This is a genomic window from Streptomyces sp. XD-27, assembly GCF_030553055.1.
GTDB lineage: Bacteria > Actinomycetota > Actinomycetes > Streptomycetales > Streptomycetaceae > Streptomyces.
Genome location: NZ_CP130713.1, coordinates 3,297,643 through 3,316,958, shown reverse-complemented (window position 1 = coordinate 3,316,958; position 19,316 = coordinate 3,297,643). Strand labels below are relative to the sequence as shown.

General features: G+C 70.9%; 23 protein-coding genes. 13 read left to right on the top strand and 10 right to left on the bottom strand.

Annotation, left to right across the window (positions count from 1 at the left end; genetic code table 11):
- Positions 1-218 precede the first annotated feature (218 nt).
- A complete protein-coding gene (locus tag Q3Y56_RS14005) occupies positions 219-971 on the bottom strand; it encodes a hypothetical protein (protein WP_304462257.1) in 753 nt (250 codons plus the stop codon).
- A 137-nt stretch (positions 972-1,108) separates the two neighbouring features.
- Here Q3Y56_RS14005 and Q3Y56_RS14000 point away from each other — a divergent pair, with 137 nt between their 5' ends.
- From Q3Y56_RS14000 to Q3Y56_RS13990, 3 genes are all read left to right on the top strand, one after another.
- Entirely contained in the window at positions 1,109-2,035 is a 927-nt protein-coding gene (locus Q3Y56_RS14000; RefSeq protein ID WP_304462256.1) for a hypothetical protein, read from the top strand.
- A gap of 101 nt (positions 2,036-2,136) precedes the next feature.
- Positions 2,137-2,382: a hypothetical protein gene (locus Q3Y56_RS13995; protein ID WP_304462255.1), complete on the top strand. Its 246-nt coding sequence runs from the start codon at positions 2,137-2,139 to the stop codon at positions 2,380-2,382.
- 1 nt (position 2,383) lies between these two features.
- Complete coding sequence (locus Q3Y56_RS13990) at positions 2,384-2,923, top strand: N-acetyltransferase (protein ID WP_304462254.1); 540 nt, start codon at positions 2,384-2,386, stop codon at positions 2,921-2,923.
- 124 nt (positions 2,924-3,047) lie between these two features.
- On the opposite strand, the gene Q3Y56_RS13985 is transcribed toward Q3Y56_RS13990, so the two are convergent.
- Genes Q3Y56_RS13985 through Q3Y56_RS13975 form a run of 3 tightly spaced genes read right to left on the bottom strand, consistent with a single transcriptional unit; the run spans position 3,048 to position 5,246 of the window.
- Entirely contained in the window at positions 3,048-4,022 is a 975-nt protein-coding gene (locus tag Q3Y56_RS13985) for a transposase family protein (RefSeq protein ID WP_304462253.1), read from the bottom strand.
- 31 nt (positions 4,023-4,053) lie between these two features.
- Positions 4,054-4,530, bottom strand: coding sequence for a GNAT family N-acetyltransferase (locus tag Q3Y56_RS13980; protein ID WP_304462252.1), 477 nt, complete (start codon positions 4,528-4,530; stop codon positions 4,054-4,056).
- A complete protein-coding gene (locus tag Q3Y56_RS13975) occupies positions 4,527-5,246 on the bottom strand; it encodes an HAD family hydrolase (protein WP_304462251.1) in 720 nt (239 codons plus the stop codon). The genes Q3Y56_RS13980 and Q3Y56_RS13975 overlap by 4 nt, the downstream gene beginning before the upstream one ends.
- A gap of 457 nt (positions 5,247-5,703) precedes the next feature.
- Here Q3Y56_RS13975 and Q3Y56_RS13970 point away from each other — a divergent pair, with 457 nt between their 5' ends.
- From Q3Y56_RS13970 to Q3Y56_RS13950, 5 genes are all read left to right on the top strand, one after another.
- Entirely contained in the window at positions 5,704-6,690 is a 987-nt protein-coding gene (locus tag Q3Y56_RS13970; protein WP_304462250.1) for a GntR family transcriptional regulator, read from the top strand.
- A 148-nt stretch (positions 6,691-6,838) separates the two neighbouring features.
- Positions 6,839-7,189, top strand: a complete 351-nt coding sequence (locus Q3Y56_RS13965) for a cupin domain-containing protein (protein WP_304462249.1) — start codon at positions 6,839-6,841, stop codon at positions 7,187-7,189.
- A complete protein-coding gene (cyaB, locus tag Q3Y56_RS13960; protein ID WP_304462248.1) occupies positions 7,186-7,764 on the top strand; it encodes a class IV adenylate cyclase in 579 nt (192 codons plus the stop codon). Before Q3Y56_RS13965 ends, cyaB begins: the two co-directional genes overlap by 4 nt.
- A gap of 144 nt (positions 7,765-7,908) precedes the next feature.
- Positions 7,909-8,487: an HD family hydrolase gene (locus Q3Y56_RS13955; protein ID WP_304462247.1), complete on the top strand. Its 579-nt coding sequence runs from the start codon at positions 7,909-7,911 to the stop codon at positions 8,485-8,487.
- Between the two features lie 161 nt (positions 8,488-8,648).
- Positions 8,649-9,293, top strand: a complete 645-nt coding sequence (locus tag Q3Y56_RS13950; RefSeq protein ID WP_304462246.1) for a LysE family translocator — start codon at positions 8,649-8,651, stop codon at positions 9,291-9,293.
- Between the two features lie 97 nt (positions 9,294-9,390).
- On the opposite strand, the gene Q3Y56_RS13945 is transcribed toward Q3Y56_RS13950, so the two are convergent.
- The 4 genes from Q3Y56_RS13945 to Q3Y56_RS13930 all read right to left on the bottom strand — a co-directional run bounded on the left by Q3Y56_RS13945 (position 9,391) and on the right by Q3Y56_RS13930 (position 12,395).
- Positions 9,391-10,260 carry an AraC family transcriptional regulator gene (locus tag Q3Y56_RS13945; protein WP_304462245.1) on the bottom strand — a complete coding sequence of 290 codons (870 nt, stop codon included), beginning with the start codon at positions 10,258-10,260 and terminating at the stop codon, positions 9,391-9,393.
- Between the two features lie 120 nt (positions 10,261-10,380).
- Entirely contained in the window at positions 10,381-10,884 is a 504-nt protein-coding gene (locus Q3Y56_RS13940; RefSeq protein WP_304462244.1) for an FBP domain-containing protein, read from the bottom strand.
- 174 nt (positions 10,885-11,058) lie between these two features.
- Positions 11,059-11,814 carry an isocitrate lyase/phosphoenolpyruvate mutase family protein gene (locus Q3Y56_RS13935; protein WP_304465605.1) on the bottom strand — a complete coding sequence of 252 codons (756 nt, stop codon included), beginning with the start codon at positions 11,812-11,814 and terminating at the stop codon, positions 11,059-11,061.
- Between the two features lie 71 nt (positions 11,815-11,885).
- Positions 11,886-12,395 (bottom strand): carboxymuconolactone decarboxylase family protein, encoded by a 510-nt coding sequence (locus Q3Y56_RS13930; protein ID WP_304462243.1) that lies wholly within the window; start codon positions 12,393-12,395, stop codon positions 11,886-11,888.
- Between the two features lie 47 nt (positions 12,396-12,442).
- Between Q3Y56_RS13930 and Q3Y56_RS13925 the strand changes: the two genes are divergently transcribed.
- Positions 12,443-14,068, top strand: a complete 1,626-nt coding sequence (locus Q3Y56_RS13925; RefSeq protein WP_304462242.1) for a PLP-dependent aminotransferase family protein — start codon at positions 12,443-12,445, stop codon at positions 14,066-14,068.
- An 11-nt stretch (positions 14,069-14,079) separates the two neighbouring features.
- On the opposite strand, the gene Q3Y56_RS13920 is transcribed toward Q3Y56_RS13925, so the two are convergent.
- Positions 14,080-14,556, bottom strand: coding sequence for a hypothetical protein (locus tag Q3Y56_RS13920; RefSeq protein WP_304462241.1), 477 nt, complete (start codon positions 14,554-14,556; stop codon positions 14,080-14,082).
- 421 nt (positions 14,557-14,977) lie between these two features.
- On the opposite strand from Q3Y56_RS13920, the gene Q3Y56_RS13915 reads away from it, so the two are divergent.
- Positions 14,978-16,360 carry a S41 family peptidase gene (locus Q3Y56_RS13915; RefSeq protein WP_304465604.1) on the top strand — a complete coding sequence of 461 codons (1,383 nt, stop codon included), beginning with the start codon at positions 14,978-14,980 and terminating at the stop codon, positions 16,358-16,360.
- Between the two features lie 21 nt (positions 16,361-16,381).
- Here the strand turns inward: Q3Y56_RS13915 and Q3Y56_RS13910 are convergent, their stop codons facing one another.
- Positions 16,382-17,008 (bottom strand): TetR/AcrR family transcriptional regulator, encoded by a 627-nt coding sequence (locus Q3Y56_RS13910; protein WP_304462240.1) that lies wholly within the window; start codon positions 17,006-17,008, stop codon positions 16,382-16,384.
- A gap of 69 nt (positions 17,009-17,077) precedes the next feature.
- On the opposite strand from Q3Y56_RS13910, the gene Q3Y56_RS13905 reads away from it, so the two are divergent.
- The 3 genes from Q3Y56_RS13905 (at position 17,078) to Q3Y56_RS13895 (ending at position 19,277) form a co-directional block, all read left to right on the top strand.
- Entirely contained in the window at positions 17,078-17,560 is a 483-nt protein-coding gene (locus Q3Y56_RS13905) for a DUF1453 domain-containing protein (protein WP_304462239.1), read from the top strand.
- 187 nt (positions 17,561-17,747) lie between these two features.
- On the top strand, positions 17,748-18,077 hold the full coding sequence (locus tag Q3Y56_RS13900; RefSeq protein WP_304462238.1) for a hypothetical protein: 330 nt from the start codon (positions 17,748-17,750) through the stop codon (positions 18,075-18,077).
- Between the two features lie 15 nt (positions 18,078-18,092).
- Positions 18,093-19,277 carry a glutathionylspermidine synthase family protein gene (locus tag Q3Y56_RS13895; RefSeq protein WP_304462237.1) on the top strand — a complete coding sequence of 395 codons (1,185 nt, stop codon included), beginning with the start codon at positions 18,093-18,095 and terminating at the stop codon, positions 19,275-19,277.
- Positions 19,278-19,316 lie beyond the last annotated feature (39 nt).

Sequence of the window (19,316 nt, the reverse complement as noted above, 5' to 3'; positions counted from 1 at the left end):
CCTGGCCGTCGTCGTCCTCGGGTCGTGGTTGACCGCGTCGCGCTGGTGGCGCATCGTGAACCTCCTGTGCTGTGTGGTCGGCGCGCGGCGGGTTCCGGGCGCCGGTCGGGCACTGCCAAGGGCCTCCTTTTGCGGGGCCCGTCCCGCCCTGGTCGCCAGGTCCGGCAAGACATGCGGCGGCCGGGGCGGGGGTCTTGTGGTGGGGCGATCCGCGAGGTTTACGAGGGGCGCTTTGCCCTGGCCTGGCGGGCGGCTTCGCAGGACGGCGCGCAGGCCCACAGCTCGACGGTCTCTGTCGTACGGCCGAAGGTGAGCTCGAAGAGCCCAAGGGACCGGTCGGCGAACAGCCGCGCCCCGCACAGGGCGCAGTACCAGCCCTGGATTTGGTCCAAGGTCAGCCGCTGGACCTCGACATGGGCGGCGTCGGCCGTGCTCACCGGCTCCGCACCGCCTCGCGCCGCACACGGAACACCGGTGCACACGGCGGGCAGGCGTAGACGGTGTGGCCGGGACCGCTCCCGCCATGCACCACGTCGACGGGCACGCTCGGTCGTGGGCTTGTCGCAGCCGCGGCAGACCTGCACGTGTGCGAGGGCCGACAGCAGCGCCCGGTGGAGCCGGTCCGGCTCGGTGAGATACCGGCCAGGGACGTACGGCACGCGCCAGTGAACCCCTGGCCCTCGCACACACCCTGCTGGCGGCACCCCCACGTACGTCACCTCGTGGGCCTTCGCCCCGAGCACGCTCACATGCGGCAGGCGCCAGTCCGCGGCGGCTCCCGGCGCCACCAGCCAGTACAGCGACCGGCCGTACAGATCCGCGATGACCGCGCCACTGTCGTCGCCGAGCGCGCCCAGGGCCAGCGCCCCGACCGGCTCGGTCACGCGCACCGCGTCCCACCAACGGCCTGCTCTTAACGCCTGGATGTCCATACCGCCAGGCGGTGTCCACACGTCCACTGTGCTCGTCATGATTCGAGAAAACCGGATGTGCTCTGAGCGGCATCAGGACACAAACACGGCAGCTACTCTCGTACGACCGGACACTTTCTGTGATCCACCGAACGCGAAGTGCTCCGATCTCGGAGTCGCCGTGAGGGAGCCGTGACATGTCGAAGCAGCGCAACGTGAAGCTGGAGGAGCTGCTGAGCGAGTTCGGCTTCACACACGAGGAACTTGCAGAGGAGGTCAATCGGACGGCAGAGGCTCTGTTCGGCGAGGGCACCACATGCACCGATCGGCACGTCCGCCGTTGGATCGCAGGCGACGTCCAATGGCCGTGGGCGCGCTACCTTCGACCCTTGCAGGAGATCTTCGGCCGCAGCCCCGACGCAATGGGGTTCGTGCCACGAGGCAAGTCCTCACGCGCTCCTGCTCCCGTGGCGCGTCAGGCGCCCGCGAAGGAGCCACAGCCCGTGCGACGCCGAGAGTTCATCGCCGCTGGATTGACGGCCGCGATCGGCATCGACGCCATCCCCACGGCCGGCCGTTTAGGAAGCACCGGTGCCGCGCGCATCCGCAGCATCGTCCCCACGCTGTACGCACACGATCACGCTCTCGGAGGCGGTGCTCTCCACGCCGTTGCCGCAGAGGCACTGGTCCGCGTGCATGAAGCCCTCAACCTCTGCACCTACGGTGAGCGGGTCGAGAGGCAGCTCTACGCCGCCGCAGGTGACTTGGCCGCTTCGGCAGGCTGGTTCGCCTACGACGCAGGCCATCAACGAGCGGCAAGTGACCTGTACAACGAGGCGCTTCAAGCAGCGATTCTCGCCGGAGACGGCTCGTTGCAGGCCCGGGTCTGGTCAAACCTGGCAATGCAGGCCCGATTGCTCGGCCGAGAGCAGGAGGCAGTACGAATCGGGCGGGCCGCGGTGGAGACGCGCCAGGCCAAGGGGATCCATGGCTCATGGCGCTGCTGCACTGCCGCCAGGCGGTCGGCCACGCGCGCACGGGCGAGCGTTCGCGCGCTGAACGGTCCTTGGCTCGCGCGGAGGCCGCGTACGACCGGACCTCCGGACGACCGGATGCGTGGCTGACATTCCTCACTCCCGCCGAGCTGTCCGGGCTTGCCGGTGCCGCCCACCAAGCCCTTGGCAACCACCAGCGTGCCCACGAACTCACTGCCAGCGCACTCACCATGCTGGAACCGCAGTTCGAACGGAACCGCTTCTATTACACAGTCCAGCAAGCCAAAACGCTCCTTGACAGCGGGGAGCTCGAAGAGTCCGTCGCCACGGCTACTCGCGCGGTGGCCATGAGCGGGCACGTGGAAAGCGCACGGGTACGGGGAAAGCTAACCGATCTGCGTCGCGAGATCGGCGCCCATAAGAAGGCGCATGCGGCAACGGACTTCTGGGAACAGACGCGTGACATGGAGGCGTGACATGGAGCACCTGACGGTCGAACATCGCACCGCCGCAGACCTGGCGGACGTCAGGCCCGACATCCTCAGCGTGTACGCCGAAGCGTTCGTGGACCGGCTCGGCGAGGAGTTCCACAGCGTGCCCAGGTTCGACGAGCGCCTTGGCTGGAACATGGAGGTCCCCGGCTTCGCGGCCGCCATCGGCTACTCGTCGGGCACGCCGATCGGATTCGCCTACGGTTGCACGCTCCAGCCCGGCACCCGCTGGTGGGACGGGCTTCATACCCCTGTCCCCACCGACGCCGTCACGGAGACAGGCGCCCGGACATTCGCCCTGTCCGAACTGATGGTGACCGACAAGGCGCGAGGCACGGGAGTAGCCCGGCGGATCCATGATGAGCTGATGGGCGACCGGAATGAGGAGCGCGCCACGCTCTTGGTCGAGCGTGCCCATCCACGGGTGCGCGCCCGGTACGAGGAGTGGGGCTACCAGTGGCTTGGCGAACTCATCCCGTTCCCTGACGCGCCCATCTACGACGCCATGATCCTGCCGCTCCGCTGACGGCGACACACGCAGCGTCCCGCCGCGGCTACGGCGGGAGGGCCGACGTCGTGGCCTACGCCAATAACGACCCCGGGGGAAATTGGGGTCCGGACGTGCTGGCCTGACAGTTCGGCTGGTGTGATCAGGTTCTGTCGCGGACGAGGACGAGGTCGGTGCTGGTCCGGCGGCGGGTGGGGCGCCGCGCGGAGCGGTCGGAGACCAGGCTGGCGATCGCCAGTTGGGTCTCGGCGTAGGTGTCACGGGATCCGGTGAAGCGTCGCAGGGGCGCCCATTGCCGCAGCTCGGCGTTGGTGTGCTCGATGCAGATCCGGGCGGAGGACTGTCTCCGCCGTGCCTCGTGCCAGGCCCGCTTGTCGCCGTCACACGCGTCGTCCTTCGGCTTCTTCGGCGGGGCGGTGACCTGGTCGGGGAACTCTTTGGCCAGCCCGGCATACCCGGCGTCGGCCTGGGACTTCACCGACGGGTGGAGCCGGAACTGCTCGGCGATGCCCTCAGTGCGCACGGCGGTCTGATCGTGCATCCGGCCGGGCCGTACAACCCCGGACAGCAGCATCCGGCCCTGTCCGTCGCTGAACGTGGTGGTCTTGATCGTGTTCTGCTTCCGCTTGCCAGAGACGAATGCCCGGCGTCCGGGGCGGTCGGTCTGTGGGCGCCTGACCTGCGTCTCAGCTCCGTCGAGCCGCAGTTCGACGGCCTCGGCCTCGGCGTAGGCGAAGACGTCGGCCAGCGTCCGCAGTCGTACCCCGGGCCGGTCGGGCACCGCGAAGCCGCGTGCCGCGAGCAGCGGGCGGACCTGCCGGATCGCCGCCGAGGCGGTTGAGCGGTCGACGTCGAAGAGTTCACCCAGGACCTCGTGCGGCAGCTGATGGCGCAGGTGTACCAGCGTGAGAAGCAGCCTGTCGTAAAGAACCAGCTTCGGCTTGCGTCCTGCTCCGGCCGCCCGCTTGCGTTCACCACCCCGCGCCACGCGCAGCGTGGACTGTCGGGCCGCCTCCCACGGGTCGGCGAGTTCGGCGAACAACTCGCCGAAGTGTGCGCGGGAGATACCGGAGAGGGCAGGATGGGAGCAGGCCGTGCGGGCCCAGGTCAGCTTCACAACTCCCCTAACCCGCACGGCGCTTCTCACGTCACTGCCGACCGGCCCCCGCCAGCATTTCCCCCAGGTCGCAAGCCATGGGGTAGTCGTAGCGTATGAACCCCTTGAAGCTCGCTACCTTGTCGTACAGTGCGCGGGCGGCGGTGTTGTCCTCCTGAGTGGTCCAGTAGAAGCGGGATGCCCCCTGCTCCCGCGATGCATCGGCCACCTTCTCGATCAGCATCCGTGCCACGCCTCGGCCGCGTGCCGCCTCGTCGACGAAGAGGTCCTGGAGGTAGCAGCTGTCTTCCATCCAGAACGTCGGGTGGAACAAATAGTGTGCGATGCCGACCAGCTTCCCTTGCGACCAGGCGCCGATGCCGTGGAACTCGGTGCCGCCCCGTAGCCGCTGCCAAGTCTGCTCGTAGCCCTCGTCCGGCACCGTGGTGCGGTAGAACGCCTTGTAACCGCGCGCCAGCGCTTCCCAAGCGGCGCGATCCTCCTCGCGCAACGAACCAATAGTGATCACAACTGCCCATCCTCACTAGCGAGCCTCAACTGATCTGCCGATCTGCGGGCCACTGTCCCGGAGCCGCCCTGGCGGGCCGTGCCCTCGCCCGTACGCCTGCGAGGCGCCACCAGCAGGCTGAGCACGTCGTACGGACGCGGCGCGACCGGGTGAGCCCCGGCACGGACACCGGCGCGTGCACCCCACCTGGCGTGCACTCCCAGCGATCCCGCGGCGTCGGCACAGCCGAGGTCCACTTCAGCATCACCCACATAGGCAGTTGCCTCGGCCGGAACCCCGAGCTGCCGCAGCGCCAGCAACAACCCGTCCGGCGCCGGCTTGGGTCTGTCGACTTCGTCGCCTGCGATGACCACCCCAAATCGAGCGTCGATTCCGGCGGCAGCGAGCATGCTCGAAGCCACTCGCCGGGTGGCCGCCGTGAATACGCCCAGCCGCATGCCCGCATCGGCGACTGCGTCGAGCAGGGCCGGTATGCCAGGGAACGGCCGCAGCTCGGCGACGGCCGGATCCAGGTGAGCGTGGAAGCGCTCGACCTCGGCGGGGCCGCAGGTACGGCCGAGGAAGTGTGCGAGAACCAGCTCTGTGTGGCCGACATGCCAGCTGGCGACCACCTCATCCGGCGAGACCGGCGGGCCGCCGAGCGAGCGAATCGCGTCGGCGTACGCGCGGGACACCGTGGGGACGCTGTCCAGCAGCGTCCCATCCATGTCGAACACAACTGCACGCATGACTCACGATCCTGCCTACGTCGTCGCGTTCGACGCCAGGGCCACTTTCTAAACACTGGCTACATGTAGCGAGCTCTATATCGCGGCAGGCCAGCACGTCCGGACCTCAATTTCCCCCGGGATCGTAAGACCGGTGTCGCCGTCCGCCGCATCTGGCCTTCTCGCCTCGACGAAAGCGCGCAGGTCGCGCCGGAGCTCGGGCGGCCGGGGGCCGGTGGAGCGGGGCCAGGTCCGTGTGGGCCGGGGGCCGGTGGGCCGCGCGATCCCTTAGAGGAACGGTAGAAATACCCCCCATCCCAATCCCTCACTCTTACGGGTGAGTTGTGTGCAATCGCCGCTCGGGCAGGGTTACGCTCAGCGACGACAACCGCACACAGAAACGGCCCCCGGCCGGGACTGCAATCCCGAACGAGGGCCTGACCGATCAGGAAGCAGGACCTTCCCGATGGCTAGCCAGCAGCCTAGCGCGCCCACGCGCGCCGGCGGGGTGATCCATATCCGCCACCGCCACAAGTCCAAGTTCACGATCATCTCCAACCGCCTCGCCCAGCGCCCCGGAAGCGCGGTCACCGGCGGCGTCGCGCTCTACATTTTCTCCCTCGCCGACGGCGAATCGATCACGATCAAGGCCCTGTGCAGGCACTTCGAAGAGGGCGAGATCCGGATCCGCCGCGCGCTCAACGAGCTGGAGGCCGAGGGGTGGCTGGAGCGCCGCGTCGAGCGGGGGCCGGACGGTCGGCTGATCACCAGGACCTACCTCTACGACAAGCCGCGCGTGGGTGCGGCCCCGCCTACCGCCCCAGCACCGCCCGAGGACGCGATGACGACAGGTCCTGTCCCTGCTGCCGATCCCGAGCCCGAGCCCGAGCCCGAGCCCGAGGAGGCCGTGGCCGAGGCCGTACGAGGTCCCAACCCCGCACCCGATCCCGCACCCGCACCCGATCCCGCACCCGATCCCGCATCCGCACCCGCACCCGCATTCGCACCCTCAGACCCTGATGACCCGCACGCGCCCGTACCGCTGGACCCGGCCAAGTGGGACGAGGACCCGCCGCCCAGCCCCGCCGCCATCGGCGTCCTGGTCGCTCTGCGCACCCGTGATCCCCGACTCGCTCTCTCCGCACGTGAGATCGCGCACCTCGCGCCCCTCGTGGACCTGTGGCTGGAGCGCGTGGCCTGGCCCACCGAGATCATCGACGCGGTTGTCACCGGCCTGCCCGAGCGCTTCAAGGGCCGCCCGACCGGACTGATCGCCTACCGCCTCCGCGAACTTCTCCCGCCCGCCGGGCGCGTCCACCCCGGAGTGCCGTCGGCCTTGAGGGGACCGGCCCGACCGGCGGTCGTCGCGCTCCGCAACTGCCCCGGCTGCGACCGCGCCTTCCGCTCCGCCGAGCACAGCCGCTGCCGCGACTGCCGGGCGGCTGCGTCCTGAGCTCCCCCTACGCGCTACGCGCCACCAGGATCGGCAGCAGGACTCGGCGGGCTCCGTATCCTTTGCCGAACGGTCGACCAACCGGAGGCCGGGGCCACATAGCGTCGAAGACGTCCTTGAGATCGTCGAAAGTCAGCGGGAGCGACGCATGGTGGGTGGTCGGGTCAGTCCGGTCAGTCCGGTCAATCTGAACGAGACGGCGGCGGGCCTCCCGCAGGCATGGAGCTCACTCGTCCTCGGACGGGTGGGCTCCGCCTGCGTGAAGGTGCTGCGGATGGACGAACTGCCGCTGGCGGAGGAGAGCCACGAGGCCCCCGAAGCGCTGCTCGTCCTCGACGGCCGGCTCGAACTCGCCGTAGCGGGCCGTCCGGTGACGGTGCGATCGGGCGAGCTGTATCTGATCCCGGCGGGTACGCCCCACGCGGTCCGGCCGGGCAGCCGGGGCACGTTGGTGATCGTGGAGCTGGGGAGCCGCCGAGCGGAGAGGCGCGGCAGATGATCGAAGCGGAGCTGAAAGCCCGGGTGCGCGTACCGGAGACCATGCTGCGCGCGTTGGAGGAACGCGCCACCGGGCGGCCGGAGGTGTATCACGACACCTACTACGACGATCTGTCCGGCAGCCTCGGCGCATCCGACCGCGAACTGCGGGTGCGGACCGTGCACGGTGCGCACGAGACCCACTCGCTCCTCACGTTCAAGGGCCCCAAGGTCGACGAGGCCTCGGGCTCGAAGCCGGAGCACGAAACGCGTGTGAGGGACGTCGAGGCGGTCCACGCGATGCTGCGCGGCCTCGGATACGCGCCGGCCATCGCTTTCCAGAAACGGTGCAGGAACTACGAGTTCGATGCGCTGGGCCGCCGCATGCTCGCCACGCTGGTCCGCGTACCGGAGATCGGCGGGACGTTCATCGAGGTGGAAACCCTCGTCGCGCATGAAGGGGACGTGCAGGCCGCGCTTGTCGCGGTGCGCGGCGTGCTGCGAGAACTCGGCGTCGCCGATGGCGACCTCACCACGGAGTTGTACACGGACGCGGTGAGGTCGGCGCGTGGCCGTGGGAGCCCGCCGAAGTCGTGAGCGGGGTTGCCAAGCGGGGCGACCAGCGGAGTTACCTGTGGGCGGGCGAACTCGTTCCGTTCCCTGACACGCCGCGCTACGACGCGATGGCGCGTACACGCGTATCCCTCTCATCCCTCTATCCCCCGCGACAGGAGACGGACGGTGACTGACGAACTTCAAGCGGTGGCGCGCTTTCTCTTCGAGGCCGGGACGCTGAAGCATGCACGGCGCACCGGCTGGTGGATGGCCGGGGTGCGCGATCCGGAAAGCGTCGCCGAGCATGCGTGGCGCACCTCGCTCATCGCCTCGATCATCGCCACGCTGGAGGGCGCGGACCCCGCACGAGCGGCCCTTCTGGCGGTCTGGCACGACTCGCAGGAGAGCCGTACGGGAGACGTGAACCACCTCGGCAAGAGGTACGCCACCAGTACCGACCCACGGGAGGTGACCGCCGCCCAGACGGTGGGCATGCCGGAGCCTCTCGCCTCGACCGTGCGGGCGGTCGTCTCGGAGTACGAGGCCAGGGAATCGGCCGAGGCCGTATGCGCTCGGGACGCGGACAAACTCGAATGCCTGCTGCAAGGGATCGAGTACAAGGCCCAGGGCTATGCGAACACCCAACGGTGGATCGACAGCAGCCGCGAGCGGTTGGTGACCGAGACCGCGAGGCGCCTCGCGGACGGGCTCCTCGGGCAGGACTCCCTCGACTGGCTCCGTACCGCCATGGGCGAGAAGGGCTAGGCCGTTCGTTCCGGTCTATCTGGTCAGCGACCTGCGTGCCGGGGCCGGGGCCGGGACAGCGTCCGTGAGTGGCCGGATATCGGCATGTGGACGAGCCCTAGAGGGGACCGTCCGCCACCTGTTTGTATTCCCCTGAAAAGCATCCAGGAGGTGACGGCCACATGGTGTCCACGGAGAGCATGCTCGCGTTCGCGGCGATGTCGCTGCTGGTGATCGTGGTTCCGGGGCCGAGCGTGCTGTTCGTGATCGGCAGAGCGCTCGCGCACGGCCGCCGCACGGCACTCGCGACGGTCCTCGGCAACCTGGTCGGCTCGTACCTCTTGGTGATCGCTGTGGCGTGGGGCCTCGGCGCCCTGGTGGAGAGCTCGGCGGCGGTGTTCATGGGCGTGAAGCTGGCCGGAGCGGCGTATCTCGTCTACCTGGGCGTGCAGGCGTTCCGGCACCGCAAGGCGATGCGTGCGGCGGACATGGAGGTGACGGCGGGTGAGCGGCGCGGTGATCTGCGCACGATCCTTGACGGGATTCTCGTGGGCGTCACCAACCCGAAGGGCATCGTCTTCTTCGCGGCGGTGCTACCGCAGTTCGTGGACCACTCGGCGGGCCATGTCCCCCTCCAGATGATGGTGCTGGGCTTGGTCCCGGTCGCCATCGGCCTGATCACGGACACGCTGTGGGGCCTGGGCGCCTCGGCGGCCCGTTCGTGGTTCGCCCGCTCGGACCGCCGCCTGTCGATGGTGGGCGGGGCGGGCGGCTTCGCGATGATCGGACTGGGTGTGACGGTGGCGGCGACGGGCCGCGCCGACTGAGCGGTCGATTCCCACCCCGAATGCAGACACGGTCGAGGTAGCGGTGGTACGGCGGTGTCCCCCTCCCCCCGCGGGGGGACACCGCCGCGCCGTTTGCTCAGTCCGCGGTCCGCTCCACCGGGATCCACAGCTCCGCGTCCGCCTGTGCCGCGTCCTGCGACAGCCGGGTGCGCAGGATCTCAGGTCCCGGCCTGCTCTGGTACGGGTTGGAGGGGAACCACTGCGTGAACACGTCCCGCCACAGGTACTGGAGGGCCTGCGGGAACGGCCCGGAGTTCTCGAAGACGGCCCATGTCCCCGCCGGGACGGTGAGCGCGTCCAGGTCCTCCGGAGCAGGGTCGGCTCCGGTCACCACGCCGTGGTAGTAGTCGAGTTCCGTTCCCTCCGCCCGGCTCGGGTCGAGGTTGTCGCTCACCCCGACGATCCCCTCCGGCGCCTGATCGGACAGCGCGGTGATGCGCCGCATCGTCTCCTGGTCGATGCTCCGGATGAAATCGGCGATCGCCGGGTTCATGCCCTCGTGCACGAGGGGGACGCGGGCCTTCTTGCCGACCACACGGAACTGCTCCTTCTCCACGATCCGGTATCGCATGCTGCTGCTCCCTTCGACTATGAGGCGGAAGGACATCCGAGGCTGGGAGCGCAGTGAGGCGCCCGTTCGCCGGGCGTCGCCCGGGCCCACACCGTGGACGGCCCGGAACGCGCGCGCGAACGCCTCCCCCGAGCCGTAGCCGTATCGCACCGCGATCTCCAGCAGCGTCCGCTCTCCGGCGAGCACCTCGGCGCCCGCGATGGTCAGCCGCCTGCGCCGGATGTACTCCGACAGCGAGATCCCCGCCAGCGCGGAGAACATCCGGCGGAAGTGGTACTCCGACGTCACCGCGATCCGCGCCAGCTCGGCCACCTCGATCTGCTGATCGAGATGCGACTCGATGTGTTCCAGGGCCTCGTTCAGCCGCTCCAGCACCTCGGTCTCCTTCCCTTACGTCCCTCACGTTAGGAAGGCCGCACCCTCCCGGACCCGACATCCTGTGCCCGGTCCGATCGGGTGGGACAGGCTGCAGACCACAGACGCAGCCGCAGGCGCCTACCGTGCGGTGACCTTGGCCACGAAGGAGTCCAGGTTGCCCGACATGCGGGCGAGGCGCTCGTCCAGGGTCAGGGTCTCCTCGTACAGCCCGGAACGCAGCTTCGGCTGCCGCTTGCCGCGCAGATACAGGGGGCAGGCGAGGTCCGCGCAGATGTAGATACCGACCGTGTTGCCCTCGCGGCCCCGGGCGCCCGCCAGGGGGGCGACGAGCAAGGCGACCCCTGAGGCAGCGTGACCCGTCAGACAGATCTCGCACATACGGGACTTCACCGCGCTGCTGCGGCTCGCGGGGGGTACGCGCAGAGAGATCCCCAGGGGGCCCTGCGCGCGGGGGAGCACGAGATGTGCCCGCAGCGGCGCTCCCGGGTCCACCCACCCCAGGAAGTCCAGGTCATCCCAGGGGAGTTCGGCGAAGTCCTGCGGAAGACGCAGCCGCGCGGCCTCGCCCTTGGTGCAGTTCACGAAGGATGAGCGGATCTGTTTCTCACTGAGCGGTTCCACGGGCGTCGACCCTAGGCCCGCCTCGACGGGTGCCGCATCCCAATATCGGAGGGGTCCGCCGTCCGCCGGGCAGGGCGCCTGCCGACCGCGGCTGGAACCCTGCCCGTAGGCCCGTAGGCCCGTAGGCCCGTAGGCCCGTAGGCCCGTAGCCGGCGGAGCCGCGTACGGCCATGCCTACGACCGGCGCAGCCGCTCCGCCGCCGTCGTCAGCGCCGCCATCGACGCTCCGTGGAGCCCGCCCCCGAACGTCACGCGCGACGCCCCCAACTCGCCCAGGCGCGACGGCGTTGGGGCATCCGGCCCCGCCTCCGCACCCGCGAGCGCGTTGATCGGCGCGCCGATCGCGGCCGCCAGCTCCGGCAGCAGCTCCGGGGGCGCCGCGATCGGGTACACGCAGTCCGCGCCCGCCGCCGCGTACAGGCGGCCGCGTTCGATCGCCGCGCCCGCTGTCGGCTCGCCGCTCAGGAACGTGTCGACGCGGGCGTTGATCACCAGGCTGTCACCGGCCGCCGCGCGTACCTCGGCCAGCCAGTCGGCGTGCCGACGGGGGTCCTTGAGGTGTTTGGACGCGGCGTCGGAGTCCTCCAGGTTGCAGCCGACCGCCCCGGCCGCCAGCAGCCGTTCGACGATCTCCTTCGGCGCGAGCCCGTACCCGTCCTCGATGTCGGCCGACACCGGGATGTCCACCGCGCGCGCGATCCGGGCGATGACGGCGAACATCTCGTCGGGCGGGGTCGCGCCGCCGTCCGGGTAGCCGAGCGACGCCGAGACCCCCGCGCTCGGCGTGGCCAGGGCCGCGAATCCCGCGTCCGCGAAGACGCGGGCACTGGCCGCGTCCCAGGGGCCGGGCAGGATCAGGGGGTCGCCGGGCGTGCGGCCGTGGTGCAGCGCGCGGAAGGCCGCGGCGCCGCTCGCCGCGTCCGCACGCAGCGGGGCGCCGCTCGCCGAGGCTTCGCTCACCGCGCCCCCACGCACCGCGCCCCCACGCGCCGCGGCGCCACTCACGCGTGCTGGCCCGGCTGGTAGGCGCCGGGCACCGCGCGGGTGGTGACGGCGAACCGGTTCCAGGCGTTGATGGTGATGATCATGGCGATGAGCTGGGCCAGCTCCTGCTCCTCGAAGTGCGCGGCCGCGCGCTCGTACACCTCGTCCGGCACGAAGCCGTCGGTCAGCACGGTGATCGCCTCGGTGAGCGCGAGTGCGGCGCGCTCCTTCTCGGTGTAGTAACCGGCCGCCTCCTCCCAGGCGTTGAGGAGATAGAGCCGCGCCTCGGTCTCGCCCGCGTGCCGCGCGTCCTTGGTGTGCATGTCGAGGCAGAAGGCGCAGTGGTTGATCTGCGAGGCGCGTACCTTGACCAGTTCGACGAGGACGGGGTCCAGGCCCTTGCTGGACGCCGCGTCGAGGCTGACCATGGCCTTGTAGACCTCGGGAATACGGCCGGCGATGTTCAGTCGTGCCTTGTGCTCCTGGGGTACCCGGGTGTTCTCGGTGGTGTTCTCGGTTGTCGTCATGACCACCACGCTAGAGCGGTATCAGCCCAGGAGTATGGTCCATTTCCATGGAGGATTCCTGGGCCACTTTCGGCGCCGATCTGCATCTGGACCTGTCCGCGTACCGGTCTCGGGCTGACGGCGCGTCGGGCCGCGGCGCGACCGGCGTACGGGCCGCGCTCATCCGGGCCCTGCGCGACGCCGTACGCACCGGCCGGCTCGCTCCCGGCACCCGGCTGCCCTCCTCCCGCTCCCTCGCCGCCGACCTCGGCATCGCCCGCAACACCGTCGCCGACGCGTACGGCGAGCTGGTCGCCGAGGGCTGGCTCACCGCCCGCCAGGGCTCCGGCACCCGCGTCGCCCGGCGCGTCGTGCCCTCGGAGCCCGCGCCGCGTGAACCCCGACCCGCCGGGCTGGCCCCCCGCCCCACCTACGACCTCACGGCCGGGTCCCCGGACGTCTCCGCGTTCCCCCGCGCCGCCTGGCTCGCCGCGGCCCGCCGGGCCCTGACGGCCGCCCCGCACGCGGCCTTCGGCTACGGGGACGCCCAGGGCCGCCCCGAGCTGCGCCGTGTGCTGGCCGAGTACCTGGCGCGGGCCCGAGGTGTGCGGGCCCACCCCGAGCGCATCGTGATCTGCGCCGGGTTCATGCAGGGGCTCTCCCTGCTCGGCCGCGTCCTCAAGGAGCGGCGCGGCTGCCCCGCGGTGGGCATCGAGTCGTACGGGCTCGACTTCCACCGCGCCGTACTCGCCCGCGCCGGGCTGCGCACCGTACCGCTTCCGGTGGACGAACACGGCGCCCGTACCGAGTTCTTGCCGTCGCTGCCCGACGTACGCGCCGTCCTGCTCACTCCGGCGCACCAGTTCCCCACCGGCGTCTCCCTGCATCCGGACCGGCGCGCGGCCGTCGTCGACTGGGCGTCGCGCGAGGGCGGGCTGGTCCTGGAGGACGACTACGACGGCGAGTTCCGCTACGACCGGCAGCCGGTCGGGGCGCTCCAGGGACTCGACCCGGAGCGGGTGGTCTATCTGGGTACGGCCAGCAAGAGCCTGGCGCCCGCGCTGCGGCTGGCCTGGATGGTGCTGCCGGAGCAGCTCATGGAGGAGGTGCGGGCGGTCAAGAGCACGGGGGAGTGGCAGTCCGGGAGCCTGGACCAGCTCACGCTCGCGGAGTTCATGGCCTCCGGTGCGTACGACCGCCATGTGCGCGGGATGCGGCTGCGCTACCGGCGCCGCCGCGACCAACTGGTGGCGGCGCTCGCCGAACACGCGCCGCACATCGAGGTCACCGGGATCGCGGCGGGGCTGCACGCGGTGCTGCGGCTGCCGCCCGGGACGGAGCGGTCGGTGGTGCGGGGCGCGGCGTGGCAGGGCCTGGCGCTGGAGGGGCTGGCACGGTTCCGGTACGCGGACGGGCCGCTGGGCGACGGGTCGGAATGGCGGGGCGGGCCGCCGGCCATCGGGCAGGGCGGGCGGGCTGGTCAGGGCGGGCGGCCGGGTACCGGGCAGGGCAGGCAGGCTGGTCAGGGCGGGCCACCGGGTGCCGAGCATGCTGGTCAGCCATCGGGTGCCGGGCACGCTGGTCAGGGCGGGCCATCGGGCGAGGCGCCGGACGCGCTGGTCTTCGCGTACGGCACCCCGCCCGACCACGCCTTCGCGGGCGCGCTGGACGCGCTGTGCCGCGTACTGGCGTGAACGCGAGCGCGTCAGCCGGTGACGATCTTCCCGTTCTCCACATGGAACCGGTGCACCGGTGAGCACCCGATGGAGGGGGTGACCAGCAGGCTCACCCTGATGCGCTGCGGTGCGGCGCTGGCCGTGGAGAACTCGCACACCGCCCGCGAGCCGGTCAGCGGGAACCAGAACCAGCTGTCCTTCTGACCGACCCTGGTCCTGTCCTGGAGCCGCCACTCCCCCTTGACCTGGACGAATGTGGCGAGGTCGACCGTCGCCGCGAGCTGGTCCCTCGTGGAGCGCACGGCGGTGAGGGTGACCTGAAGATCCTTCCCGAGGGTGCTGGTCGCGATCCGCTGCGTCTGCTGGCGGACCGGGCTCGGGCTTCCGGCGGTGGAGGCGCCCGCGGCGGCCCCGGGCGAGACGGCTCCGGTGACCGTCACCGAGGTGAGTGCCAGCGCGCCCACGGCCATCGCGACATGACGGATCCGGCGTGCGTCGGTCTTCATGCTGATCTCCTGGAGAGAGAGAAAGAGACAGGCAGGCGGGAGTTCGGCCGCATCCCATGCGGTCACGCCAGTTGTCTCACTATCAGATGAGACTCTTGCGAAGTATGTCCGGTTGTACGGGTATGGCGCGAGTCCACCCGCCCGGAGCAGGCCTACTGGAACAACGCGCAAGCCGTGAGGCGCTGCCGGAGCGGGCGCCGCTGACAGGGGGGTACGGGGGATATCCCCCCTGCTGAAACGGTAGTCAGCGGGATGGTCCGGGCCGGGCGGCGAAGACGACCATGGTGCTCCGAGGATGTGAATCGATCCACAGGGGGACCTGATCGTGCTGTCGAGGCGTTCCGCCGCCAAGGCCGCTAAGGCCACCAAGACCACCAAGGCTGTCACCGCGGCCGCGCTGCTGGCTGTCGTGGGCGGGGTGATGACGCTGCCCGAGGACTCCGCGCGTGGCACCGGCGCGCACCTGGACGGCGTGTGGCGGATGGACGGCTACGGCACCGTGCTGGAGCTTTCGAACGGGCGGTTGCGGGAGTACCAGACCACCGGCGTCAGCTGCCTCGAGGGTGGCTCCGCGCGGCGCACCGAGACCGGCGACGGCGGCGGATCGGCCACGTACACGGCCGCCGACAAGACGGTCTACCGGCTGCGGACCGGTGGCGGCGGGCACCGGGGCCGGGGCGGGGATCAGGCGTGGCTGCACATCGACGGTTCACCCGGCGACCGGGGGCTGCGCCGCCTGGACGAGCTGCCCCGCACCTGTACGGAGGCGCGGCGGCCCGGGGGCGGCGGCACGGCCCCGGCGGCACCCGACCCGGTGCGGACCTTCGACGTCTTCTGGCAGACGTTCGAGGAGAACTACCCGTTCTTCGCCGCCAAGGGGATCGACTGGCACGCGGTCCGGGACCGCTACCGGCCCAAGGTCCGCGCCGGGATGTCCGACGTCGAGCTGTTCGCCGTCCTGAGCGACATGGTCAAGCCGCTGAACGACGCGCATGTCCACGTCGCCCACCCCAAGGGCTACTTCGCGCGGGCCCGCCCCGGCACCGTCGTCCCGAGCGAGGACCTGGACAAGCGGACCACGTCGTACATCACGAAGCGGGACCTCGGAGGCCACCGGCTCCGGGAGTTCGCGCGCGGCCGCATCGGCTACGTCGATCTGCCCGGCGACCAGGGCTATCTGCGTATCTCCGGCTTCGGGGGCTACACACACGACCGGCACAACAGCTACGCCGCCAACCGCGCCGAGCTGGATCGGGCCCTGGACGCCGTCCTCACCCCCGCGCGCACCGCCCGGCTGCGGGGCCTGATCATCGACCTGCGGATCAACGGCGGCGGATCCGACGCCCTCGGACTGCGGATCGCGGAGCGGCTCACCGACCGTGGCTACCGGGCCTACGCCAAGCAGGCCCGCAACGACCCCGCCGACCCGACCCGCTTCACCCGGCTCCAGCCCATATCCGTCCACCCCGCGCCGGGCCCCCGTTACACCGGCCCGATAGCCGTTCTGACCGGCGGCTCGACGGTCAGCGCGGGCGAGACGTTCACCCAGGCCCTCATGGACCGCCCCGGCCGGACCATACGGATCGGGGAGCCGACCCAGGGCGTCTTCTCGGACGTGATGGTCCGCGCCCTGCCGAACGGCTGGGAGTTCGGCCTGCCCAACGAGGTGTTCCGCACCCGCTCCGGCCGGACCTTCGACGCGACCGGCATACCGCCGCACATATCCGAACCCGTCTTCACGGAGGAGGAGTTCGCCGGCCACCGCGACTCCGCCTTCGACCGGGCCGTCGCCGTCCTCCGTTAGAGCCTTAGAGCCCTTAGATCCCTAGGGCCCTCCGGTAGCCGTCGCGAGCGCGTCCAGGTGGCCGCGCAGCACCCGCCGCACCACAGCCGGGGTCATGTGGTCCGGCCGCAGCACCGCCTGGAGGGTGAGGCCGTCGAGGAGGGCCGTCAGGCGCAGGCTCTCCAGCGGGATGTCGGTGCCCTCCGGGAGGCTGCCCAGGCGTCGCGCTTCCTGGAGGACGCGGGTGATCACCGCGCGCGCGTTCTCGTCCAGTTCGTGTGCGCGGGGGCGCAGTTCGGGGCGGGTGCGGGCCGCGGTCGTGAAGGCCAGGAGCAGGACGGCCTCTTCGTGGCGTGCCGCGTCCAAGGGGAGGAACTCCCCGAGGAGTTCCTCCGTGGCGGCGCGGCGGTCGATGCCGGAGTCGGGGGACAGCAGGCGCTCGGCGTGGGCATGGATGCGTGTCCCGACGCGGCGGGCCAGCTCGTCCATCGCGAAGAGCATCAGCTCGGCGTGGTCGCGGAAGTAGTGGCGGACCGACCCGATGGCCAGCCCCGCCTCGTCGGCGACGTTGCGCAGGGACGCGTGCTCCAGGCCGTCCCGGGCGCTGACCCGGAAGACGGCCTCGGCCACGGCCCGGCGGCGGGCCTCGGGGTCGACGATCTTCGGCACGTTGCCTTTATAGCACGATCAAGCTAAATTCTTTTTGGCACGAGCGAGCTATAAACAGGGGGCCGGGGAATGCACACATGGCTGGTCGTGGCGGTCATCGCCGTCGTGGTGGTCGTCGTGGTGGTCAGACGGCTGGGGGGCGAACCGCTCAACGCCCGCGATCTGTTCGCGCCGCCGGTCGTGCTGACCGGCCTCGGGGCCTGGTCGCTGTGGGAGACCGGGGGGCTGACCGGCGCCGACATCGCGTGGGTGGTCGCCGGTGCCGCCCTGGGGCTCGGGTTGGGCGCGGTGCGCGGCGCGACCATCCAGGTCTTCGACAAGGGAGGAGTGCTGTGGCACCGCTACACCGGCCGGACCTTCCTCGTCATGGTCGTCTCCCTGGCGGCCTCGGCCGGGTTCGGGCTGCTGGCCACCTCCCTGGGCATGCATGAGGAGGCCCGGTCCACGCAGTTGTCCATCGGCGTCGGATTCCTCGGCGAGGCACTCGTCGTCGGCCGCCGCGCGCTGGTGACCGGGCTGCCCTTCGCCCCGGAGACCGGCCTCCGTCGGTGACTCGGTCTTCGGGGTGTTGGTCACTCAGCCTTCGGGTCGTTGGTCACTCGGCCCCGGCCCCGCCGCCGCGCCGCCCCCGCCGCCCGGGCGCACACCTGTCCGGCTAGCCTGTCGGTCCGCCCGCCGCGCCGAGGTCGTGCGTGGCGCACCGCTCGGTGGCGGGGACGACGACATACGGGGGAGCACCATGGGGAACACGCCCGCGCGGCGACGGCTGCGGTCCAGCACCGTGATCCTGGGAGGCATGGGCGCGCTGGCGGCGGCGCTGACCTCCTGCGGGTCGTCCGAGCCCGACAAGCGCTGTGTGGATCCGAACAGTTACGACTACGTCAAGGGCTACCGGATCCTCGACTCCAGCGAGTGCAAGAGCTCCAGGTCGTCCTCGTACGGCACGGGCCGCTCCGGCAAGTGGTACTACGACTCCGACCGCAGCGCCGGATACGCCGACAACGGCACCTTCAACAAGAGCGCGGTGAGCCGTGGCGGCTTCGGGTGCTCCGGGTCCGGCGGCGGCTGAGGGGCGTAGGAAGCCATGGACCGGCACACCATCGAGCCCCGGCCCGGCTGGCAGGCCACCGTCGAGGCGCAGGGGCTCATCTACCCCCTCACCCGCTACCCCGACGACTCCCTGCGGCCCTACTGGGACGAGAGCGCCTACTACGCGTTCTCGCTGCCGGAGGTCGAGGCGCTGGAGGAGGTCGTGGAGGAGCTGCACCGCATGTGCCTGGCCGCCGCCGCGCACATCGTGGAGCACGAGCGGTTCGGCGATCTCGGCATCACCGATCCGCGGGTCGCCGACCGCGTCGCCGAGTCCTGGCGGCGGCGGGACGAACTCCCCTCCCTCTACGGCAGGTTCGACCTGCGGTACGACGGCACGGGGCCCGCGAAGCTGCTGGAGTACAACGCCGACACCCCCACCTCGCTGGTGGAGGCCGCCAGTCCCCAGTGGTTCTGGATGGAGGAGCGGTTCCCCGGCGCCGACCAGTGGAACTCGCTCCACGAACGGCTCGTGGACGCCTGGAAGCGGCAGGCCGCGCTGCTGCCGCCCGGCGCGCCGGTGCACTTCGCGCACTCCGCCGGTGACGAGCTCGGCGAGGACCTGATGACGGTGGCGTACCTGCGGGAGACCGCCGAGCAGGCCGGACTCGACGCCCGCGCCATCTCGGTGGAGAACATCGGCTGGGACCGGATATCGGGCCGCTTCGTGGACGAGGGCTACGGGTTCATCCGGGCCTGCTTCAAGCTCTACCCGTGGGAGTGGCTGGTCACCGACGCGTTCGGGCCGCACGTCCTGGACACCCTCGACAACGGCGGCGGCACCGGCTCCACCCTGTGGATCGAGCCCGCCTGGAAGATGCTGCTGTCCAACAAGGCGCTGCTGGCCGTCCTGTGGGAGCTGTTCCCCGGCCACCCCAACCTGCTGCCCGCCTACCTCGACGGGCCCCGCGAGCTGGCCCGTACGACGGGATACGTCGCCAAGCCGCTCCTCGGACGGGAGGGGGCCGGGGTGACCGTGCACCCGGCCGGGGCGCCCGAGGAGCCGCGCGACGAGCCCTGCTGCTACCAGGCGCTCGATCCGCTCCCTGTCTTCGACAGCAACCACGTCGTGCTGGGCGCGTGGGTCGTCGAGGGCGAGGCGGCCGGGCTCGGCATCCGGGAGTCCGCCGGGCTCGTGACCGACGGGTACGCCCGCTTCCTGCCGCACGTGATCCTTTGACCCGCCTCCCGGCCGGGGCAAGACTGGGCATAAGGGACC

What these genes read in the sequence shown, in the direction of transcription:
- Q3Y56_RS14005 (WP_304462257.1), bottom strand. Translation starts at nt 971, where the DNA reads ATGACGAGCACAGTGGACGTGTGGACACCGCCTGGCGGTATGGACATC.
- Q3Y56_RS14000 (WP_304462256.1), top strand. Translation starts at nt 1,109, where the DNA reads ATGTCGAAGCAGCGCAACGTGAAGCTGGAGGAGCTGCTGAGCGAGTTC.
- Q3Y56_RS13995 (WP_304462255.1), top strand. Translation starts at nt 2,137, where the DNA reads ATGCTGGAACCGCAGTTCGAACGGAACCGCTTCTATTACACAGTCCAG.
- Q3Y56_RS13990 (WP_304462254.1), top strand. Translation starts at nt 2,384, where the DNA reads ATGGAGCACCTGACGGTCGAACATCGCACCGCCGCAGACCTGGCGGAC.
- Q3Y56_RS13970 (WP_304462250.1), top strand. Translation starts at nt 5,704, where the DNA reads ATGGCTAGCCAGCAGCCTAGCGCGCCCACGCGCGCCGGCGGGGTGATC.
- Q3Y56_RS13965 (WP_304462249.1), top strand. Translation starts at nt 6,839, where the DNA reads ATGGTGGGTGGTCGGGTCAGTCCGGTCAGTCCGGTCAATCTGAACGAG.
- cyaB (WP_304462248.1), top strand. Translation starts at nt 7,186, where the DNA reads ATGATCGAAGCGGAGCTGAAAGCCCGGGTGCGCGTACCGGAGACCATG.
- Q3Y56_RS13950 (WP_304462246.1), top strand. Translation starts at nt 8,649, where the DNA reads ATGGTGTCCACGGAGAGCATGCTCGCGTTCGCGGCGATGTCGCTGCTG.
- Q3Y56_RS13930 (WP_304462243.1), bottom strand. Translation starts at nt 12,395, where the DNA reads ATGACGACAACCGAGAACACCACCGAGAACACCCGGGTACCCCAGGAG.
- Q3Y56_RS13925 (WP_304462242.1), top strand. Translation starts at nt 12,443, where the DNA reads ATGGAGGATTCCTGGGCCACTTTCGGCGCCGATCTGCATCTGGACCTG.
- Q3Y56_RS13920 (WP_304462241.1), bottom strand. Translation starts at nt 14,556, where the DNA reads ATGAAGACCGACGCACGCCGGATCCGTCATGTCGCGATGGCCGTGGGC.
- Q3Y56_RS13915 (WP_304465604.1), top strand. Translation starts at nt 14,978, where the DNA reads ATGACGCTGCCCGAGGACTCCGCGCGTGGCACCGGCGCGCACCTGGAC.
- Q3Y56_RS13905 (WP_304462239.1), top strand. Translation starts at nt 17,078, where the DNA reads ATGCACACATGGCTGGTCGTGGCGGTCATCGCCGTCGTGGTGGTCGTC.
- Q3Y56_RS13900 (WP_304462238.1), top strand. Translation starts at nt 17,748, where the DNA reads ATGGGGAACACGCCCGCGCGGCGACGGCTGCGGTCCAGCACCGTGATC.
- Q3Y56_RS13895 (WP_304462237.1), top strand. Translation starts at nt 18,093, where the DNA reads ATGGACCGGCACACCATCGAGCCCCGGCCCGGCTGGCAGGCCACCGTC.